This window comes from Novosphingobium sp. AP12 (assembly GCF_000281975.1).
GTDB lineage: Bacteria > Pseudomonadota > Alphaproteobacteria > Sphingomonadales > Sphingomonadaceae > Novosphingobium.
Genome location: NZ_AKKE01000151.1, coordinates 1 through 18,917, shown reverse-complemented (window position 1 = coordinate 18,917; position 18,917 = coordinate 1). Strand labels below are relative to the sequence as shown.

Below are 18,917 nucleotides of genomic sequence, written 5' to 3'. Positions count from 1 at the left end.
GTTAGACTGGGTGAGGCGAGTGGGCTGTTCCGGCGCTCTTGCGGCGCTGTGCATGGTGCAGCCGGTGCAGGCCCGCGACGCGCCGCAGCCGGCGGACCAGGCTCCCGTTTCGGCGCTCGCCGGCGAGTACGTCCATTCCGAGATGGAGCTTGTCGCGGGCATCCTGCTGAGGAGCGACGGCACGTTCGAATACGGGCTGACGGTGGGTTCCCTCGACCAGCGCGCATCGGGGCGGTGGAAGCGCGCGGGAAACCGCATCGAACTGACCAGCGATCCCGCTCCGGTGGCGCCGACGATCACGCCCGGGCCGATCACGGCCTCGCCGGGGGAGCCCTTCGCGATACGCGTTGTCGCGCCAGGCGGCAGCGACGTTCCCGGGGTCGATTTCAGGATCGAGTTCGACAGCGGCGAGCCACTGGAATCCTATTCCCCCGGAGGACCGTGGTCCCTCCCCGACGGGGAGACGCGGGTGCCCCGTTTCGTCACATTCGCCATGCCAGCGTACCGCCTGCAGTCGGACAGGCTGCCGCTCGATGCGAAGCCGGGCACCACCGCGAGCTTCGCCCTCACGCCCAACGACTTCGGCGTGGCCGATCTCACAGGCGTGGTCGGGGAGATCGGCGGGGACACGCTCGTGCTGCGCCGCCCCGAGGGGGTCATGGAGTTCAGGCGGCGGAAGGCCGAGCCGACCGACCCGTCCTGACGGCAGCGGGATCGCTCAGGGCTTGGCCTGCTTGACCTGCTCGGCCTCGCGCTTGAGGGCCTCGGCGCGTTTCTCGGCGGCTTCGCGTACATCGTCGGCCTGCTGCTCGAGCTTCTCGGCCGCGACATCGGCCTGCTTCTTCGCGCTATCGGCCTCGGCCTTCAGGGCGTTCGCCGAGGCTTCGCGTGCCGTGCGCGCGGCTTCGTCGGCCTTGTCCTGAACTTGGCCGGCGCGCTCCGCGGGGCCAGAGCCGTCGTATTCCACGCCGGCGGCGGTGGCGGCGGCTTCGTCCTGTTTCTGGCCTGCCTTTTCATGCGGGCCATCACAGGCGGAAAGGCCGATCAGACCTACGAGCAGGACGGGGTAAATCTTCATGGGACGGCTCCTCACCAGTCCCTCTCAACGCCCGTCCTGCCGCGAAGTTTCCCCTGGGGGTCAGCGCCAGCCGAGGGCGGGCGCGACGTGCTTCAGGATGCTCTCGATGACGTGGGCGTTGTAGGCGACGCCGAGCTGGTTGGGCACGGTCAGCAGCAGCGTGTCGGCTTCGGCGATGCCCTCGTCGGCGCGCAGCTGTTCGATCAGCGCTTCCGGCTCGGCGGCGTAGGAGCGGCCGAACACCGCGCGCATGTTGTCGATCACGCCGACCTGGTCGCTGCTTTCGCCGCGCCCGAAGTAGCTGCGATCGCGCTCGTCCATGATCGGGAAGATCGAGCGCGAGACCGAGACGCGCGGCTCGCGCGCATGGCCCGCTTCCTTCCAGGCATCGCGGTAGAGGCGGATCTGGCGGGCCTGCTGGACGTGGAAGGGCTCGCCGCTCTCGTCCGCCTTGAGGGTCGAGCTTTGCAGGTTCATGCCCATCCGGGCGGCCCAGACGGCGGTGGCGTTGGCGCCCGAACCCCACCATATCCGCTCGCGCAGGCCCGGCGCATGCGGCTCGAGGCGAAGCAGCCCCGGCGGGTTCGGGAACATCGGATTGGGATTGGGCTGCGCGAAGCCCTCGCCCTTGAGCAGCTGGAGGAACACTTCGGCATGGCGGCGACCCATGTCGGCGTCGCTCTCGCCCTCTGCAGGCGTGTAGCCGAAGTGGCGCCAGCCCTCGATCACCTGCTCGGGCGAGCCGCGGCTGATGCCGAGCTGGAGACGGCCGCCGCCGATGAGGTCGGCGGACCCTGCGTCCTCCGCCATGTAGAACGGGTTCTCGTAGCGCATGTCGATGACGCCGGTGCCGATCTCGATGCGGCTGGTGCGCGCGCCGACCGCCGCGAGCAGCGGGAAGGGCGAGGCGAGCTGCTGGGCGAAGTGATGGACGCGGAAGTAGGCGCCGTCCGCGCCCAGTTCCTCGGCGGCGACGGCAAGGTCGATCGACTGCAGCAACACGTCGCTCGCCGAGCGCGTGGCCGACTGCGGCGCGGGCGACCAGTGCCCGAACGAGAGGAACCCAATCTTCTTCATGCCTGCCTGTTCCGATCGCTTTGCGCCGTCTGCCGCAGGGGCGCGGCTACCAGAGCGTTGATGGGGAGCGCCGGCCTCCCCATCAAGACGGTCACATCCGCATGCCTACCGTCGCGAACAGGGTGCGCGCCTGTCCCGGGACCACCCGCAGCGCGTTGCCCGCGGACTGGTCGTAGTTGCGGTTGGTGAGGTTGCGCAGGGTCAGGCGCGCATAGGCGGTGTGCCCGGACGCCAGCCTGACCGAGTAACCCGCGTTCAGGTCGAACGTCGTGTAGGCGCCCAGGTGGAAGGGTACGGTGTTGGCCCCGCCGGGCGACTGCGAAAGCCCGCCGTAGCGGCGCCCGGTGTGGAACGCGCCCCCGCCGAGGGAGAGGCCCTCCAGCACTCCGCCCGGACGGTAGGACAGCGAGACGCTGCCCGTGTGCCGCGCGACGTTGACCACGCTGTCGCCCGACGTGCTCTGCGGATCGCTGGCGTCGGTATAAGCGTAGGAGGCGATGACGCTGAGCCGCCGGGTGATCTCTCCCGCTATGTCGAACTCGACCCCGCGCGAGGTGACCTTGTCGCGCGCTTCGGTGATGGTGTTGCCGTCGCCGATGTCGACGGTTTCGAGCACGTTGTTCTTGCGGATGTCGTAGACGGCCAGAGTGGTGGTCACGCCGCTCAGGATCTCGCCCTTGATGCCCACTTCGTAGCTGCGGCTGCGTTCGGGCGGGAAGGGGCCGGACGCCGGCTGGTCACCCTCCGCCGGGACCGAGGGATTGGGCGCGAAGGCCCGCGAATAGCTCGCGTAGACCGAGACGTTCGGGCGCGGCTGGTAAACCAGGCCGAGGCGGGGGAGGAAGGTGTCGGTCCTGGATCTGTCGCTGACGCTGGAGCCGCTCTGGGTGAAGTCCTTGAAGGTCTCGTAGCGTCCGCCGAACACCAGCGTCCAGGCATCGTCCACCATGACGAGGTCCTGGAAGTACAGGCCGCCGGTCTTGTAGCTGTCGATCGTGGCGGAGTTGGGGGTCACCGTCAGCTCCGCGAGATTCCGGTCCAGCAGCCCGTAAACCGGATCGTACACGTTGAAACCGCCCCGACGTGGAGAGTCGACCTGGAAGCCGCGCCGGCTCTCGTACTTCTCGTAGTCGGCGCCAAACAGCAGCTTGTGGCGCATGCCCAGGACCTGGACGTCGCCGTGGATGTTGAGCGAGACGTAGTCGCGGTCGTCGCTGAGGTCGCGGTTGCCGTCGAGGCTGCGGATCAGTTCGCCGGTCGCCTGCCCGTCCGGGCCCACGACAAGGCTGCGCGGGCGCACCTGGAGGTCGGAACCGGACGTGCGCTGGACCGCATACTTGGCCTCGGCCCGCCATCCCGGCGCAAAGGCATAGGCCAGCAGCAGGTTGCCTGAATGGAGCCGCTGCTTGAGGGTGGTGAAGTCCTCGCCGAAGTAGCGGGTCGAGGGCGTGTCGAGACGCTGCCCGTTGAAGTAGACGCGGCCGCGGTCGAACGGCTGAGTGCTGTCGGTATATTCGTAAGCGGCCAACATGCTGAAACCGCCGCCGCTCCATGACAGGCTGGGCGCGACGTAGGTGCGCTCGATGTCGTGGCCGTGCTTGCGCCAGTAGTCGCTGTCCTCGTACTCGCCGACGACGCGGAAGGCGAAGCCGCCGCCCAGCGGACCGGTCACGTCTGCCACCTGCCGGCTCTGGCCGCGCGTGCTGAAGTTGGTGTTCACGTTGTAGTGAAAGCTATCCAGCGGCTTCTTGGTGATGACGTTGATGAGCCCGCCCGGCTCGAAACGGCCGTACAGCAGCGATGCCGGGCCCTTCAGCACCTCGACCCGCTCGGTCGAGGCGTTGAGCGCGCGAACCTGCACCGTGGTGTAGCCATCGCGCAGGACCGTGCCCTGGCCGCTCTCGAAGCCGCGTATCATGAAGTTGTCGCCGGTATTGCCGAAGTTGTTCGCCTCGGTGATCCCGCTGACGTTGCGCAGCACGTCGCTGAGGACCTGCGCCGATTGTTCGACGATCACCTCGTTCGACACCGCAGTCACCGACTGCGGCACTTTCAGCAGCGGCACGTCGATCTTCATGCCGGTGCTGGCCGACGATATGGCGTAGCGGCCTTCGGCCTGTCCATTGACGATGATCGGGTCGTTTTCGGCGTCCTCAGCCGCCAAGGCCGGCGCGATGGGAACCCCGGTCGATGCCATCAGAATGATGGCCGACATATTGAAAGTACGAATCGTACGCCCCCTTTGTGCAATGCAGCATCGCAGGCGCGATATTGATGTTGAGAATTAATCGCAACAAAACCTTGGTATAGCTCGCGGAAAAATATGGCATTTTTGGCAACCCGGTCGCCGGAACTGGCCTTCCTCCAGGTCGATGAGGCGGCGGCATAGGCGATTTTCCTACATCGCGGCGCGGTGCTACCTTCGCGCAGGTTCTTCACATCGTCGATCCCGCGGCCGCCTTCGCCTACAAGCATGGTGCCGCCGCGCACGTACTTCATCAACTAAACCCCGGCTCGGCGTGGTCCCATCTTCCAGCCCTGGAGGTATGTCGAAAAAAATTAGGACCGGACCGGCATTGCAGGGACAGGCCAGTCTGGTAGGGTTGGACCCCTCGAGACATTTCAGGAAAGGGCGGGGGGCGGTCCAATGTTGCGTCCGTGGCAAGTCAGTCTGGGGGAGCGCATCGATCCCCGGCGCAATGTTCCGATCTACATGCAGATCATCCAGGCGCTCATCCGCGACATCGAGCGGGGGCGCCTGACTTCGGGGACCTACCTTCCTAGCAGCCGAGAACTGGCGGCAACGCTGGGCGTCAACCGCAAGACGGTGGTGCTGGCCTACGAGGACCTGATCGCCCAGGGCTGGCTCGCCTCTGCGGGAACGCGTGGGACCATGGTCTCCACCTCGCTGCCCGCGCCGGCCAGCATCGATCGCAGCGACACGGAAATGACGATGAGCAATGCCGTCGTCGACTATCGGATCGCCCAGCCGCCGGAACGCCCGCTGGCGCTGCCCCCGGGACCGGGCCTGAAGCTTGACGAAGGCGCGCCGGACGGCCGCCTGTTCCCGCCCGAACTGCTGGCCCGGGCCTATCGCTCCGCCACCTACCGCGCTTCCCGTGAAAACGGTTTCCAGTACCGCGATCCGCGCGGCTCCCCGGCCTTGCGCGAGAGCATCGCGACAATGCTCAAGACCCAGCGCGGGCTGCCGGTCACCGCCGAGAACATCTGTATCACGCGCGGCAGCCAGAACGGCATATTCCTCGCCACCCAGGCGCTGATCCAGCCGGGCCATGCCATCATCGTCGAGGAACTGACCTACGAGCCCGCCGTCGCCGCGTTCAAAGCGCTGGGCGCCAAGGTCATACCGGTCGGCCTCGACGAGGACGGGATCGACATCGAGGCAGTCGAACTCGCCTGTCGCCGCAATGCCGTGCGGGCCGTGTTCGTCACCCCGCACCACCAGTTCCCGACCACGGTGGCGCTCCGTCCCGAACGGCGCCTGCGCCTTCTCGACCTTGCCCGGCAGTTCGGCTTCGCGATCATCGAGGACGACTACGACCACGAATTTCACTTCGAATCGCAGCCTCTGCTGCCGATGGCGGGCTACGGGCCGGCCCACGTCATCTACGTCGGATCGCTGTCGAAGCTGCTCCTGCCCGCTCTTCGCATCGGCTACATCGCGGCCCCGCCGAGGACCATCGCCGCCGTCGCGCATATGGTCTCGCTTACCGACGGCATGGGCAATACGCTGACCGAGGATGCCGCTGCCGAACTGATCGAGAGCGGTGAACTGCGCCGCCATGCGCGCAAGGTCTGGCAGATCTATGCTCGCCGCCGTGATAATTTCGCCGCCGAAATCGACCAGGCCTTCGGTGATCTCGCGCAATACCGGGTCCCGGACGGCGGGCTCGCATTCTGGCTACGGTTCCACGCCGACATCGACCAGATGGAGACCCGCGCCGCCGCCATGGGCCTGCGTTTTGCCGCCTCGCGGTCGTTCATGACACGGGACGGTGCCCCCCGGGGCCTGCGCATCGGCTTCGCTAGCCTCAACGAGCACGAGGCCCGCACCGCCATCGCCGCCTTGCGCGAAGCTGCGGGCTGACGCCCTTGGGTTAAAGGCCCATCCCATTTCAAAGCGTTGCTGGCTGAAATTCGACCACAGCGTTCTTGCTATTGATTTGCATATGCGCAATTGGGCCCCCGCACGCCGACGATCGCTGGGGCGTTGATTGTCCGGTCGGCGAAAACCCGCTCATCCGCCGGAGGACAGCAACTCAGGGGGCACGAACAATGGGTCGCAACCACACCATCGCCGGCAGCGCCGGGCTTTTCGCACTGGCCGCTGGCCTCACCTGCGCGCCGCCAGCATCGGCGCAGGAAGCCACCGAAGCGTCGCAGGACATCGTCGTCACCGCCCAGCGCGAGAACGAAACGCAGGTCATCCGCAAGGGCGGCCTAGGCGCTTTGGGCGCGAAGGACGCGATGGAAGTGCCCTTCGCGATCAAGGCCTACAGCGAGACGCTGATCCTCAACCAGCAGCCGCTGACACTCGGGCAAGTGCTCGAGAACGATCCATCGGTCCGCACGTCTTTGGGTTTCGGCAACGCGTCGGAGCAGTTCATCATCCGCGGCTTCCCGCTTTTCGGCGAAGACATCGCCATCGATGGCCTCTACGGTGTCACGCCGCGCCAGCTGGTCTCGCCCGAGCTGTATGACCAGGTGCAGATACTCAACGGGGCGAGCGCGTTTCTGTTCGGTGCCGCTCCCGGGGGCACGGCATTGGGCGGTACGGTCAACCTCCAGCCCAAGCGTGCCAAGGACGTCGACACCAACCGCGTCACCGTCAACTACCAGTCGGACGCGCATTTCGGCGGCGCCTTCGATTTCGGCCGGCGCTTCGGTCAGGACAATGCTTTCGGCGTCCGCATCAATGGCGCTACCCGCTCGGGCGACATCGCGATCGAGGACGAGTTCCGCAGTTCGACCGTGCTCGGCCTTGGCTTTGACTGGCGCAGCGACCGCGCCCGCGCCTCGATCGACCTCGCCTACCAGCGAGTGAAGGTGCGTCACATGCGCCCGATGGTGCAGCTGCTGGGTGTAACGGTAGTGCCGGACGCACCCGATGCGGACAGCAACTACGGCCAGGACTGGAACTACACCACTATTCGCGACATCTTCGGCATCCTGAAGTTCGAATACGACCTGACGGACGAGATCATGTTCTACGCCTCGGCGGGCGCACGCGACACTGCGGAGCGTGGAAACTATCAGAGCTTCACGGTCGTCAATGGCGCCACTGGCGCGGCCCGCGTCACCGGCTCGACGATTCCTCGGAACGACAACAACGAGGCGGGGCAGGTCGGTATCCGGGGCAAGTTCACCACCGGCCCGATATCCCATGAGTTCAATCTGGGCGGCTCGCATAGCCGCTACGTCAACCGCAACGCCTATGGTTTCTCGCCGGCGATCACCACGCCCAACAACAACCTGTATGATCCGATCGACGTGCCGGAGCCGAACTTCAACGGCGGTCTCCAGGGCGGCGACCGTGATGACCCGTTCCCGGTCAACCGCACCCGCCTGTCCAGCCTGTTCGCCTCCGACACGCTTGGTGCGTTCGACGACAAGGTGCTGCTGACGCTTGGGCTGCGGCGCCAGAATATCCACGTTCGCACCTATCGCGCCAACGCCGTCACGGTCCCGACGCCGCAGCCGGCGGGCAGCCTTTCGGTGGATTACAGCGAAAGCGCGACCACCCCCGTCGTAGGACTCGTCGTTCGCCCGACCGAGCGGGTTTCGCTTTACGCCAACCGTATCGAGGGACTGGCGCAGGGGCCGACCGCCGGCGCCGGCACGCTCAACGTCGGCGAGGTCTTCCCGCCATTCAAGACAGTGCAGTACGAGATCGGCGGCAAGGTCGCGATGGGTCGGTTCAATGCCTCGCTGGCGCTGTTCCAGACCGACCGTCCCCAGGCACTGAACGAGGTGACGCCGGCAGGCACGGTGTTCACGCTCAACGGTCAGCAGCGCAACAAGGGCGTCGAATTGAGCTTCGACGGAGAGCCTGTCGACGGTCTGCGCATCATCGCGGGGCTTTCGGTCACCGACGCCAAGCAGAGCCGCACGACCAATGGCGCCACCGATGGCAACGACGCGATCGGGGTGCCGGAGTACACCGCCAACGCCAATGTCGAGTGGGACCTGGCCTTCGTGCCCGGCGTCACCCTGACCGGGCGGGTGATGCAGACCGGCAAGCAGATGGTGAACCTCACCAACACCCTGGATCTGCCGGAATGGACCCGCTTCGACATCGGTGCGCGCTATGTCGTCGCCGTGGCGGACAAGCCGATCACCTTCCGTTTCAACGTCGATAACGTCGCCAACAAGCGCTACTGGGCCTCGTCGCTCGGCGGATATCTCGTCCAGGGCATGCCGCGAACCTTCAAGACATCCGCCACGATCGAGTTCTGAAACCGCCGCTTCGACCGAGCCGGCGTGATCTCCAGCCCTGAATGGCCTCGTCGCCGCGTGCCGCCGATCCGTGATCGGCTTATTCTCGAGACCATGCAATGACGCGACAGATACTCTTCCAGGTTCACTGGTTCCTCGGCATCACGGCGGGCATCGTTCTCGCTGTGATGGGCGTCAGCGGGGCGATGCTCAGCTATGAAGACGAGATCATGGCCGCGCTCAGCCCAGGCGTGGTCACGATCGAGCCGTCCGGTGCGCTCCGTCTCTCGCCTGACGCCATCATCGCTCGCGCTTCGGCGCAGCGAGATGGTCTGGCGGTGACCAGCCTGACGATGGAAGCTCAGCCTGACCGCGCGCACCTGGTGTGGTTCGCGCCGCAGCCCGGGAAGGGGAGAGGCGAGAGCAGCTACGTGGACCCTCACGATGGGCGGCTGCTGGGAAGGGCCACGGGCCATGATCTATTCCGGTTCGTCACCTCCCTGCACCGCTGGCTCGCGCTGCCTGAGGGCGGCAACGGCATCGGGCGACAGATCACCGGTTTTTCCGCTCTCGCGCTGATCTACTTCGCGCTCTCCGGGCTCTATTTGCGTTGGCCGCGCAAACCGCTGGACTGGCGCGCCTGGTTGGTACTCGACCTGCGCAAGTCCGGACGAAACCTCTACCGCGCGCTTCATGCCGTCATCGGCGGATGGGTGCTCGTCTTCTATCTTCTTAGTGCGCTAACAGGGCTATGGTGGTCCTACGACTGGTATCGTCAGGGCGTGCTCCATGCGCTGACCGGACAAGGGTCTCGCCAGGAACAGCGCGAGGAGACCAGGCCGGACGGAGCGGCGCGCCCGCCGGTACTCGCAACGGCATGGCGCAGCTTCCTGCGCGCCAGCGGCGGCCACTTCGAGAACGTGCGCATCACGATGCCTGCCGGTGACAAGCCAATCTCGTTCCGGGCCCTCGCGCCCGAGGCGAGGCACGAGCGCATGACGGACGAGTACAGGATCGATGCCACCTCGGGCGCGGTCGAGAAGGTCGATCTGCATGCGCGGCGCAATTGGGGCAAGACGATCACGACGAGCATGCTGGAAATCCACCGGGGCGCCTTCTTCGGCACGGCCGGGCGGATCGCGCTGCTGCTTACCAGCCTTACCATGCCGCTGTTCACGATTACGGGGTTCCTGCTATACTTCGCGAGACGGAAGAAGAAGAAGGCGCTGCGTGCGCTCGACGTGCCCACCGTGCCGCGGGCCGGCGAGGCTTCGGAAACCCTGATCGTACACGCCAGCCAGACCGGCGGTGCGGTTCGCCTCGCAAGGCTGACATCGACGGCATTTGAAAGCGCGCCCGTGGTGCCTATTTCGCAGTTGTCGCCCGACATGCTTGCGGGTGCTCGGCGGGCTCTCTTCGTGATCAGCACATATGGCGAGGGCGAGCCGCCGGACAGCGCACGCGGTTTCGCCAGTCGCACCATGGCTTCGCCTGCGCCCCTTGATCATCTCGATTATGCCGTGCTTGCGCTCGGCGACCGCGAATATGACGATTTCTGCGCTTTCGGACACGGGGTCGACCGCTGGCTCCATGCGGGCGGCGCCAAACGGATGTTCGACATGATCGAGATGGACGGGGATGATGCGGATGCGCAGCGGCAGTGGCAGCAGCAGATAGTCTCCATCGGCGCCCGCGGTGACATGCCCGACTGGGAGACCCATGCGTATGGCCGCTGGCGCTTGGTCGAGCGTCGCCATCTCAATCCGGGCAGCCATGGCGGCCCGGCGTTCCACATCGCGATCGCGCCGATCGGCGACACCGAGGCCGATTGGCTGCCAGGCGACATCGCCGAGGTCGCGCCCCGCCACGGTCCGGCCCGGGTTGCCGAGTGGCTGGCGGGTGCGGGGCTGGACGGCAATGCCCGCGTAGACGGGGTCACGCTGGCAGACCACCTTGCAGGCGCAATCCTGCCCGACACGGTGCAGGGCCTCCCTGGCGACGTCGCAGATCTCGTGCGCACGCTTCGGCCCCTGCCGCACCGTGAATACTCGATTGCTTCCATCCAGGCCGACGGGTGCGTCCATCTCCTCGTGCGGCAGGTTCGGGACGAGCGAGGGGTTTTGGGACTCGGTTCCGGCTGGTTGACCGAACTCGCCCCGGTCCAAGGCGAAATCGCCATGCGCCTGCGCGCCAATGCCAATTTCCGTCCGCCGGATCAGCCCGGGCCGATGATCCTCATCGGCAATGGCACGGGCCTGGCCGGACTGATGGCTCATTTGCGCCAACGGGCGGCGACCGGTGCCTCGCCGGCGTGGCTGCTGTTCGGAGAGCGCAGCGCAGCGCTGGACGCCTTCCACGAGGAAGAACTGTTGGCGCTCCATGCTCGGGGAGTGCTGGGCCGGCTCGACCGCACCTGGTCTAGGGACCTTCAATGCGGCCGCTACGTTCAGGACGCCGTCACTGCCGGTGCCGAAGAAATCCGCGGCTGGGTAAGCACCGGCGCTTCAGTCTACGTCTGCGGCAGCATCGCAGGCATGGCTCCCGCTGTAGATGCGGCGCTGCGCATGGCGCTGGGAGATGACCAAGTCGAATCGATGATTGAAACGGGGCGCTATCGACGGGACATATACTGACCGTAATTACCCTGAGGGTAATATTGCCTACCTAACGTATCGCATTGCTGGTATGTGGATCGACCCTGAAGCCATGAGGGCACAGATTCGTGGTAACGTCGATGCGGCCTGCTTGTCAGATTTACTTTTGCGCACTGCGGTACGGATCGGGACGGCGTCTTAGCTCAATGTTTACGGAGAGCCATTGCTTCGGGTGAAGGTAGGCTCCGTCGATCTTATCGCAAAAGCAAAAACTGATGACCGTAAGGCAGTGTGCACTACTGTACGCGAAATCACGTCAGCTTAGGTTGTCTTCATTAGTTAAACATAAGCGGCGTAACGGTTGTAGTTGGCATGGCATATTTGTTGTTGTAGGATGCGATCTGGGGCGCAAGACGAGATAAAATTATAATAATTCTAAATGCACTTGGAATGGGTCGTGCTGCTTGTAATTAATGTTCACGATTAATCCTATTAGGGCGATCCGTCCTAAGCATGTGGGGATGCACGATGGCCAACAGGGTGATCGATGGGGCTTCGATCGTCGTAGGCATCACTGGTTCTACGGCTTCTATTCGGAGAAGCGAACCGCTGGATGTGGTCGTTGATCTTGTTCGCGCCTTGCCCGTCGGGCTCTTCGTTCTCGATGCGGCGGGACTTGTCACCGTTTCCAACCTCTCACTGACTCAAGGCGAGACGGGGCTTGCGAAGGCCACGGACGTGGGCTTGCACTTGGACGATTATTTGCGCCTCCTGCCACTGGATGACGCTGGCTTTCAGGAAGCGTGCCGCCAAATTCGGATGGTCGTCGACGGTGAGGCGATATCGATCGACCGCACCTATACCACCGTATCACGCGAACGCTCGGCGCTGACGCTCAATGCGGTCAAATTCGGCTGCCGTGACGACATGACCCTGGTGCTGGTTTCGTCCTCGAAGGACAAGGAGCGGGAGCGGATTTCGAAACGGTCCCAGCAGGTGAAGATCTTGCAGGCACAGGACGAGGAGCGGCGCCGCATCGCGCGGGAGCTCCACGATGGGACTTCGCAGCAGGTGGCGCTGGCCCAACTGACGCTTGAGGCCATGCGCAGTGCCAGGACATTCGAAGAGGTCGAGGAGAAGTGCCTGGACATCGAATCCGTGCTCTGTGCAGCGCAGCATCAGATGCGCACGATGAGCTACGTCCTGCACCCGCCTGAACTGACCAGCCGCGGCATCGTGCAGGCCCTTTCCACGTTTCTCACCGGGTTCGGGAGGCGTACCGGGCTCACTGTCAATTTCGACAACATGGCCGGGCGGCTCCGGAAATCGGAGAGCCTGGATATGGCGCTTTACCGTGTCGCGCAGGAAGCGTTGGTCAATGTCAGCAAGCATGCCTGCGCGACCGAAGTGAACGTGAGGCTGCGCACGGTCGCCAAGCATCTGGTCCTGGAGATCGAGGATGACGGCATAGGCATCCCTCGCGAAATTGCCGAGGGGCGCATGCAGGAAGCGATCGGCGTCGGACTTGCGGGCATGCGCGCGCGGGTCGAGGCGCTAGGCGGGATATTCTGCGTGGAGCGGCGGCTCAAGGGCACCCATATCGGCGCCTATTTCCCGCAGCGCAGGGCGCACGACCCCGCCGCGGCGACCGTCAAGGCTCAACGATATTGTTCCGAACCGCATAAAGCACGAGCTCGGCGGTCGACCTGAGCTTGAGCTTGTGCATCGCGGCTGCGCGGTGCGTTTCCACGGTCTTGACGCTGATGTTGAGCATATGGGCGATCTGCTTGTTCAGCTTGCCCTCGGCGATGAGTTGCACGATCTCGCGTTCGCGGGCCGTCAGCATCACGCTCTTGTCGGTGCTGTGGTCGCTTTCGATGAAGTGCTCGAGCAGCGTTTCGGAAATGGCGCCCGAGAAATAGGGCTTGTGCCGGGCGAGCGCGGCCACGGCGGCGATCAGGTGCGCGCCGCTGTCCGACTTGAGGACATAGCCGCGCGCACCGGCGCGCAGGACATCGATGAGAATGCTCTCGCGGTCGTGCATGGTGTAGATGAGCACCTCGGTGCGCGGCAGGTCGTGCTTGATCGAGCGGGTGAGTTCGAGGCCGTTCATCAGTGGCAGGGAATAATCGAGAATCGCGATGTCGGGCTTGCCTTCGCGAGCCAGGTCGAGTGCTTCACGTCCGTCGCCGGCTTCTGCGATGACCTGATAGGCGGGGTGCGACTCCAGCAGGCTACGGACACCCTGGCGCATGGCCTGGTGATCGTCGGCAATGAGGATTCTGCTAATAGCAGGGCGCATTTGAACCAGTTCTCCTTTGTATTATCAGGTCCAGTAGCCAATTCAGGAAGTGTCATCATCGCTGTGGTGCACGCCCGTTCAATCGGGGATTTCCCTAGAATTCATTGAACACAGGTGGGTATGATACGAGTATTGACTGCAAGAACACAGCCGTGCCGGGGTTAACGAGCATCCGCTAGCCGCTCCGGTCGATGTCCCACTCAAATCCCCCCGGCGACACCATCGCCTAAGTGCTTGCAATATATGCCGGGTGGCAATCCCGGCGAGCGCAGTCGAAGTCCGGGGGATGCCGACGGCCAATCTGCGCGCCGGTCTCCCTCCGGCTCCCCAGTTTCCGACCGCCCGGGCCAATTGGCAAGAAGCTGTAGCCTAAAAATCCGAAATCGGCGCAAATTATGCCCGGTCTAGTGAATAATCCCGCTCGAAATAGGCATCTGTCTTGATACCCGAGCGCCGGAGCGGTGCGCAAACTGGTGGAATGGAAGAATGGCTCCGGATGCTTGCGTCCACCACCGCCCTTGGACTTGAACTCATCGTCGTCGTGACGGTGCTGATCGGTGCCGCGGAAACGTCCTTGCGCATCGTCCTGCATTTCGCGCGGGCGCAAAAGGTGCCGTGGTCGCGCAGGGAGACCTGGATCGGATTCGCCCGCTGGATACTGCTGGCACTCGAGTTCGCCCTGGGTGCCGACATCATCCGCACCGCCATCGCGCCGACCTGGGACGACATCGGAAAACTGGCTGCCATTGCCGCGATCCGGACTGGCCTCGGCTTCTTCCTCGAGCGCGACATAGAGGAGATCCGGGGACCCTTCGCACTGCCCGGGCGAGATGAATCCTCTACCTGACAGCATCCGGTTTTCCGGTCTTCCTGTCCATGACAAGATGTAGCCGGGGCGGCCGGGCAATGGCCGCCCCGGCGACCGTGCCCGCTGCAGGGGACAGCGACGGCACGGTCATCCCGGCGGATTAACGATGACGTAAGTCACGCCGGAAGACTGGTACTGCGGCAGATACCAGATCTGGTTGCAGCTGAAGTAGGTGATCGATCCGCGCACGACCTTCGGGCAATTGGGGGGCAGGGCGGTCACGACTGAACCGACGCTGGTCGTGTTGATGATGACGGTGCTGGGGGTGGATGCGCTGGCGACCACCGCAGCCGTGGTTCCTGCCACGATACCGATGGCAGCGGCGTCCCATAGCGGATCGTCATCCCATCCCCAGCCATAGCCCCAGCCCGGGGGAGGAGGCGGAGGCGGAGGCGGAGGCGGAGGACCAGGATGCGGGCCGGGGCCGGGCCCAGGTCCGGGGTGTGGGCCGGGACCAGGTCCGGGCCCGGGTCCGGGATTTGGTCCGGGCCCCGGTCCCGGAGGGGGTCCGGGCGGAGGTCCGGAGCCGCCGCCACCGCTGGGGTGATCGGCTGGAACCCGAGGGTTCTTGATGCCGCCGCCGCCGCTCCCGGGCGCGTGGAAATTGGTCGGCGAGTGAGGGCGCAGTCCGCCCGCCCCGCCGCCGACATGGAGCCCACCGCCGCCGAGGCGATGTTGCGCCTCGGCCGGCGGGGCCAGCGCGGCGCCCAGAACCAGCGCACTGGCTCCAAGCATGACGGTCAACTTGTTGGCACGGCGCATCTCACATGTCCCCGGTGATCTTGGACATCTGGATCGCGGACGCCTTGGGATCCGGCGTGAACTTGAAGTCGGCCGACTTCAGCGTCGGCGATGTGTTCCACGTCAACTCTGCTGAGTAGGACGGATGCATGCTGTCGACGCGGTCGGTGATGACGATCTTGAGCGGGACCGGCGCCTTGCCGCGCGCGATCCAGAGCTGCCAGTCGAGGTTGGGGCCCTGGTAGGCGAACTGGTCGGCCTCCTGCCCGTTGATCTTGGCGTAGCCGATGCGGATCGCGGTCGTGATCCCGTCGGTCGTCGGCTGCTCGGCCCAGTAGAACAAGTCCGACAGGGGCAGGTCGATGCCGTAGTCGGCATAGGCCTTGTCGACCATGTCGCGGATCGTCGGCGGTGCCGCGACGGTCGAGTAGAAGTTCTGGCGCGGCACGTTCACCGTGAAGCTCTTGCCGTCGTAGAAGTATTCCCGGACCGTCCGGTCGGACTTCAGTTCGACGTAGAATCCGGTCGGGCGCTGCACCTTGTAGAGCGCCTCGTAGCCGAGGTGCACCTTGATATCCATGTCGCCGACCCCGGTCTCCGCGACGGCCTTCGAGCGAAGTTCGAATGCCTTGAGCGACTTGAGGTAGGCGCCCATGCCTTTCAGCGCCTCGATCGCGACGGGATCGATCGGCGCCGGCCTGGCGGGCTGGACGGAAGGCTGAGGAGCGGCCGCTGCGGGCGTCGCCGGCTGAGCGGCGGCGGGACCCTGTGCGAACAGCGCGATCGCAAGCGCTGCCGTCGCGGGAAGCGACCGGAACCTGGGCATCTGCATGGAATCTCTCCTCTATGTCGGCGGCCACGAGCATCCGACCGCGACCCGCCCCTAGAAATCAGGGGAAACCCTGTGGTCGGACGGTAAATGCCTTGAGTGCCGGGACGGCCGGAGCCTCACAGGGACATCGTCGGCAGGTCCGCCAGCCGGATCAGTCCGAACATGCCGGCGGCGGCGGCCAGCAGCGTCAATGCCGTGGCGAGCCTCTTGCGATCGAAGGTCTGGCCGATGCCGCCGAGGAACAGGCTGAGCGCGAGCACCACGGTTGCCGCGACATAGGCGTCGCTGGTCGAGTTATACCGCTGCCCCTGTTCGTACTGCTCGTTTGCGCGTTTGTCCGCAGCGGCGGCCTCACGGGTCAGCCGGGGCGCGTATTCCTTCATCAGGAAGGGGGACTTGGGCGCGTCGGGATGGCGCATGGGTTCCAGCGCGGCCCAGCGGTCGAACGCCAGGCCGAACTCGGGCCGGAAGCGGTCGCGATAGAAGCGCTGCAGGCGCAGGTCGCCGCCCGCATAGGCGTTGAGCCACTGCGAGAAGAGGAACTGGTCCAGGCCCTGCTGCTGGCCGCTTTCGGTCGCCAGCTGGCTCGCCGTGACGCGGGTGGCTCCAGCCCGGGTGTAGGCGGCAGCCTGCTCGCCGTCCCACAGGGCCGCCTGGAAGCTCGCCCACGAGGTGAGGAGGGCGGAGACCGACAGGACGATCGCTGCCAGGGTGTCGGACACCGCGCTCAGGCGGTCGCTTGGTTCGGTGCTGCTCATGCCAGGGATTGTGCGGGATGCGCGCCGGATGGCTATCGGGGGCTACCCGAGGACGCGCCCCGGAAAATGACTGATCGTCCGGGATCGCCCAGGCCTCATCCGGGGTGCCCGCCCGCATAGATAGGGACAACCCTGATAGATGCAGCGCGCCGCCGGCTCGATAGTCTAGCCCGTTCCAGCAGGGAGAATCCCCATGATCTTGCGTGCGGCTACACTGTCTTGTGTCATTCTCCTGGCATCGTGCACGACCACGCCCAAAGTGAATTTCGATGCGGACCCGCAAGCGCAGTTCGGGGCCTACAAGACATACAGCTGGGCCTACAACGCGGCGCCGCAGGCCGCGAATCCGCTGCTGCTCCAGCGCGTCAAGACGTCGGTGAACGCCTATCTCGCCTCTCGCGGATACACGCAGGGAGAGCCGGCCGACTTCGCCATCGGCTTCACCCTGGGCGCGCGTGACCGCGTCGAGGTGACGCAGCTCGGCGGCTACGGGGCCTACTACCGGCCCTGGGGCGCATGGGGCGGCGGCTGGGGTGGCGGCTACGGCCAGGTGGACGTGAGGAACGTCACCGACGGAACCCTGGTGATCGACATCTATGACAGCAAGACGAAGTCGCCCGTATGGCATGGCACCGCCACGCAGCAGATATCCAGCGACGCGGTGAGCCAGGAGACCGTGGACACCGCCGTCAGCGCGGTGCTGGCTAACTTCCCGCCCCCGCCGCCCAAGGCGAAGAAGTGACGGGCGGAGCAGTACGATGACGGACAAGCCGCAGGATTCCGCCGACACGCCCAAGCGGCCCGAGCGGATCGCGCTTCCGCGGATTCCCGAGATTCCCGACGTGCAGGGCGAGAAGTCGGACGATGCGTCGGTGCACTTCTCGCAGTACCGCAGCAAGCTCTCGCGCTTCCGGACCGGGCTGTCCGAGCACCGCACCGATCTCTCCGAATTCCGTACCGACCTGTCGCAGCACCGCACCGACCTTTCCGACCACCGCACGGAAATGTCGATGCGGCGGACCGGCATGTCGTTCCAGCGCACGCGGATGAGCGCGGACCGGACGCTGATGTCGGAGATGCGGACCTCGCTGTCGTTGATCGGCTTCGGCTTCACGATCTATCAGACGTTCAACAAGCTGCATCAGGCGGGGGTCATCCTGCAGAGCCAGGCGCCGCGCAACTTCGGCCTCGCGCTGATCGTGCTGGGCGTGCTGCTCCTCGTCGGCGGCATCGCGCGCCACCTGCAGTACGTATCCGAACTGCGCGGTCTGCGGCAGCTGATGGCCAACGAGGGCCTGGTCCATGCGGAGACGCGGTTTCCGATATCGGTCACGCTGATCGTGGCCGTGCTGCTGGTGGCCCTGGGCGTCGCCGCCTTCATGGGCATCGTCTTCGACTTCTCGTTGCTGCGATGACCCTGGCGACGAGCCCGCAGCATGCCGCGGCCCGGACCATGGAATGGATTCCTGGCGGCCGCTTCATCATGGGTTCCAATCACCACTATCCCGAGGAGCGCCCCGAGCGGCCTGTGGAAGTGGCCGGCTTCTGGATCGACACCACCCCCGTCACCAACGCCGAGTTCGCCCGCTTCGTCGCGGCGACGGGACACCGGACGGTGGCGGAGACCGCGCCCGATCCCCGCGACTATCCCGGCGCTCTGCCCGAGATGCTGGTGCCGGCCTCGCTGGTATTCCAGCCGCCGCCCCGCCCCGTCGATCCGAGGGGGCCGGCCAGCCAGTGGTGGGACTACCGCACCGGTGCCGACTGGCGGTATCCCACGGGTCCCGGCAGCAGCATCGAAGACTTTCCCGACCACCCGGTCGTCCATGTCGCGCTCGCCGACGTCGAGGCCTACCTGGCATGGTCGGGCATGTCGCTACCCACCGAGGCGGAGTGGGAGTTCGCCGCGCGCGGCGGTACGGAGAAAACGGAATTCGCCTGGGGGGACGACCTCGTTCCCGGCGGCATCCATCACGCCAACGTGTGGCAGGGGCAGTTTCCTTACGCCAATACGCTCGATGACGGCTGGCTGCGGACCTCGCCGGTGGGGAGCTATCCGGCAAACGGCTACGGCCTTCTCGACATGATCGGCAACGTCTGGGAGTGGACCGCCGACTGGTGGTCGATGCCGGGCGGGGCGAAGTCGGGCGGAAGCTGCTGCGGCGGGATCCGGCCGAAGGACGGCGGCCAGGCGCTCAGCGTCGATCCGAA

General features: G+C 65.5%; 17 protein-coding genes. 9 read left to right on the top strand and 8 right to left on the bottom strand.

Features of this window, described 5'->3' with window-relative positions; translation table 11 throughout:
• Nucleotides 1-19 precede the first annotated feature (19 nt).
• Nucleotides 20-703 carry a hypothetical protein gene (locus PMI02_RS21265; protein WP_238539132.1) on the top strand — a complete coding sequence of 228 codons (684 nt, stop codon included), beginning with the start codon at nucleotides 20-22 and terminating at the stop codon, nucleotides 701-703.
• A gap of 15 nt (nucleotides 704-718) precedes the next feature.
• Here PMI02_RS21265 and PMI02_RS21260 read toward each other — a convergent pair whose 3' ends face one another.
• The 4 genes from PMI02_RS21260 to PMI02_RS27380 all read right to left on the bottom strand — a co-directional run bounded on the left by PMI02_RS21260 (nucleotide 719) and on the right by PMI02_RS27380 (nucleotide 4,654).
• Entirely contained in the window at nucleotides 719-1,078 is a 360-nt protein-coding gene (locus PMI02_RS21260) for a hypothetical protein (protein ID WP_007686804.1), read from the bottom strand.
• Between the two features lie 60 nt (nucleotides 1,079-1,138).
• A complete protein-coding gene (locus PMI02_RS21255) occupies nucleotides 1,139-2,155 on the bottom strand; it encodes an LLM class flavin-dependent oxidoreductase (RefSeq protein ID WP_007686801.1) in 1,017 nt (338 codons plus the stop codon).
• Nucleotides 2,156-2,246: 91 nt separating this feature from the next.
• Entirely contained in the window at nucleotides 2,247-4,370 is a 2,124-nt protein-coding gene (locus PMI02_RS21250; protein ID WP_007686799.1) for a TonB-dependent siderophore receptor, read from the bottom strand.
• Nucleotides 4,352-4,654: a hypothetical protein gene (locus PMI02_RS27380; protein ID WP_157222630.1), complete on the bottom strand. Its 303-nt coding sequence runs from the start codon at nucleotides 4,652-4,654 to the stop codon at nucleotides 4,352-4,354. The genes PMI02_RS21250 and PMI02_RS27380 overlap by 19 nt, the downstream gene beginning before the upstream one ends.
• Nucleotides 4,655-4,802: 148 nt before the next feature.
• On the opposite strand from PMI02_RS27380, the gene PMI02_RS21245 reads away from it, so the two are divergent.
• From PMI02_RS21245 to PMI02_RS26040, 4 genes are all read left to right on the top strand, one after another.
• Entirely contained in the window at nucleotides 4,803-6,263 is a 1,461-nt protein-coding gene (locus tag PMI02_RS21245) for a PLP-dependent aminotransferase family protein (protein WP_007686796.1), read from the top strand.
• A gap of 188 nt (nucleotides 6,264-6,451) precedes the next feature.
• On the top strand, nucleotides 6,452-8,632 hold the full coding sequence (locus PMI02_RS21240) for a TonB-dependent siderophore receptor (protein WP_007686794.1): 2,181 nt from the start codon (nucleotides 6,452-6,454) through the stop codon (nucleotides 8,630-8,632).
• 98 nt (nucleotides 8,633-8,730) lie between these two features.
• The gene (locus tag PMI02_RS21235) at nucleotides 8,731-11,244 is read left to right on the top strand and encodes a sulfite reductase flavoprotein subunit alpha (protein ID WP_007686792.1); all 2,514 of its coding nucleotides are present in this window, start codon (nucleotides 8,731-8,733) and stop codon (nucleotides 11,242-11,244) included.
• 489 nt (nucleotides 11,245-11,733) lie between these two features.
• The gene (locus tag PMI02_RS26040; RefSeq protein WP_007686789.1) at nucleotides 11,734-12,915 is read left to right on the top strand and encodes a sensor histidine kinase; all 1,182 of its coding nucleotides are present in this window, start codon (nucleotides 11,734-11,736) and stop codon (nucleotides 12,913-12,915) included.
• Here PMI02_RS26040 and PMI02_RS21225 read toward each other — a convergent pair.
• A complete protein-coding gene (locus PMI02_RS21225) occupies nucleotides 12,857-13,507 on the bottom strand; it encodes a response regulator transcription factor (RefSeq protein ID WP_007686787.1) in 651 nt (216 codons plus the stop codon). The genes PMI02_RS26040 and PMI02_RS21225 overlap by 59 nt on opposite strands.
• Nucleotides 13,508-13,985: 478 nt before the next feature.
• Here PMI02_RS21225 and PMI02_RS27615 point away from each other — a divergent pair, with 478 nt between their 5' ends.
• Nucleotides 13,986-14,354 carry a DUF1622 domain-containing protein gene (locus tag PMI02_RS27615; RefSeq protein ID WP_007686785.1) on the top strand — a complete coding sequence of 123 codons (369 nt, stop codon included), beginning with the start codon at nucleotides 13,986-13,988 and terminating at the stop codon, nucleotides 14,352-14,354.
• Nucleotides 14,355-14,462: 108 nt separating this feature from the next.
• On the opposite strand, the gene PMI02_RS28055 is transcribed toward PMI02_RS27615, so the two are convergent.
• The 3 genes from PMI02_RS28055 to PMI02_RS21205 form a co-directional block, all read right to left on the bottom strand.
• Entirely contained in the window at nucleotides 14,463-14,681 is a 219-nt protein-coding gene (locus PMI02_RS28055; protein ID WP_238539131.1) for a hypothetical protein, read from the bottom strand.
• A gap of 457 nt (nucleotides 14,682-15,138) precedes the next feature.
• Nucleotides 15,139-15,948 (bottom strand): DUF2092 domain-containing protein, encoded by an 810-nt coding sequence (locus PMI02_RS21210; protein ID WP_007686780.1) that lies wholly within the window; start codon nucleotides 15,946-15,948, stop codon nucleotides 15,139-15,141.
• A gap of 116 nt (nucleotides 15,949-16,064) precedes the next feature.
• The gene (locus PMI02_RS21205; RefSeq protein WP_007686778.1) at nucleotides 16,065-16,706 is read right to left on the bottom strand and encodes a hypothetical protein; all 642 of its coding nucleotides are present in this window, start codon (nucleotides 16,704-16,706) and stop codon (nucleotides 16,065-16,067) included.
• Nucleotides 16,707-16,899: 193 nt separating this feature from the next.
• On the opposite strand from PMI02_RS21205, the gene PMI02_RS21200 reads away from it, so the two are divergent.
• From PMI02_RS21200 to PMI02_RS21190, 3 genes are all read left to right on the top strand, one after another.
• Nucleotides 16,900-17,448 (top strand): DUF4136 domain-containing protein, encoded by a 549-nt coding sequence (locus PMI02_RS21200; protein WP_007686776.1) that lies wholly within the window; start codon nucleotides 16,900-16,902, stop codon nucleotides 17,446-17,448.
• Nucleotides 17,449-17,464: 16 nt separating this feature from the next.
• Nucleotides 17,465-18,121 (top strand): YidH family protein, encoded by a 657-nt coding sequence (locus PMI02_RS21195; protein WP_007686775.1) that lies wholly within the window; start codon nucleotides 17,465-17,467, stop codon nucleotides 18,119-18,121.
• A gap of 38 nt (nucleotides 18,122-18,159) precedes the next feature.
• Nucleotides 18,160-18,917, top strand: a 758-nt coding sequence (locus tag PMI02_RS21190) for a formylglycine-generating enzyme family protein (RefSeq protein ID WP_036504910.1), incomplete at its 3' end; no start/stop codon positions are given.

Bases quoted from the DNA above. Each gene is read 5' to 3' on its own strand.
- PMI02_RS21260 (WP_007686804.1), bottom strand. From the start codon at position 1,078: ATGAAGATTTACCCCGTCCTGCTCGTAGGTCTGATCGGCCTTTCCGCC.
- PMI02_RS21255 (WP_007686801.1), bottom strand. From the start codon at position 2,155: ATGAAGAAGATTGGGTTCCTCTCGTTCGGGCACTGGTCGCCCGCGCCG.
- PMI02_RS21250 (WP_007686799.1), bottom strand. From the start codon at position 4,370: ATGTCGGCCATCATTCTGATGGCATCGACCGGGGTTCCCATCGCGCCG.
- PMI02_RS27380 (WP_157222630.1), bottom strand. From the start codon at position 4,654: ATGAAGTACGTGCGCGGCGGCACCATGCTTGTAGGCGAAGGCGGCCGC.
- PMI02_RS21245 (WP_007686796.1), top strand. From the start codon at position 4,803: ATGTTGCGTCCGTGGCAAGTCAGTCTGGGGGAGCGCATCGATCCCCGG.
- PMI02_RS21240 (WP_007686794.1), top strand. From the start codon at position 6,452: ATGGGTCGCAACCACACCATCGCCGGCAGCGCCGGGCTTTTCGCACTG.
- PMI02_RS21235 (WP_007686792.1), top strand. From the start codon at position 8,731: ATGACGCGACAGATACTCTTCCAGGTTCACTGGTTCCTCGGCATCACG.
- PMI02_RS26040 (WP_007686789.1), top strand. From the start codon at position 11,734: ATGGCCAACAGGGTGATCGATGGGGCTTCGATCGTCGTAGGCATCACT.
- PMI02_RS21225 (WP_007686787.1), bottom strand. From the start codon at position 13,507: ATGCGCCCTGCTATTAGCAGAATCCTCATTGCCGACGATCACCAGGCC.
- PMI02_RS27615 (WP_007686785.1), top strand. From the start codon at position 13,986: ATGGAAGAATGGCTCCGGATGCTTGCGTCCACCACCGCCCTTGGACTT.
- PMI02_RS21210 (WP_007686780.1), bottom strand. From the start codon at position 15,948: ATGCAGATGCCCAGGTTCCGGTCGCTTCCCGCGACGGCAGCGCTTGCG.
- PMI02_RS21205 (WP_007686778.1), bottom strand. From the start codon at position 16,706: ATGAGCAGCACCGAACCAAGCGACCGCCTGAGCGCGGTGTCCGACACC.
- PMI02_RS21200 (WP_007686776.1), top strand. From the start codon at position 16,900: ATGATCTTGCGTGCGGCTACACTGTCTTGTGTCATTCTCCTGGCATCG.
- PMI02_RS21195 (WP_007686775.1), top strand. From the start codon at position 17,465: ATGACGGACAAGCCGCAGGATTCCGCCGACACGCCCAAGCGGCCCGAG.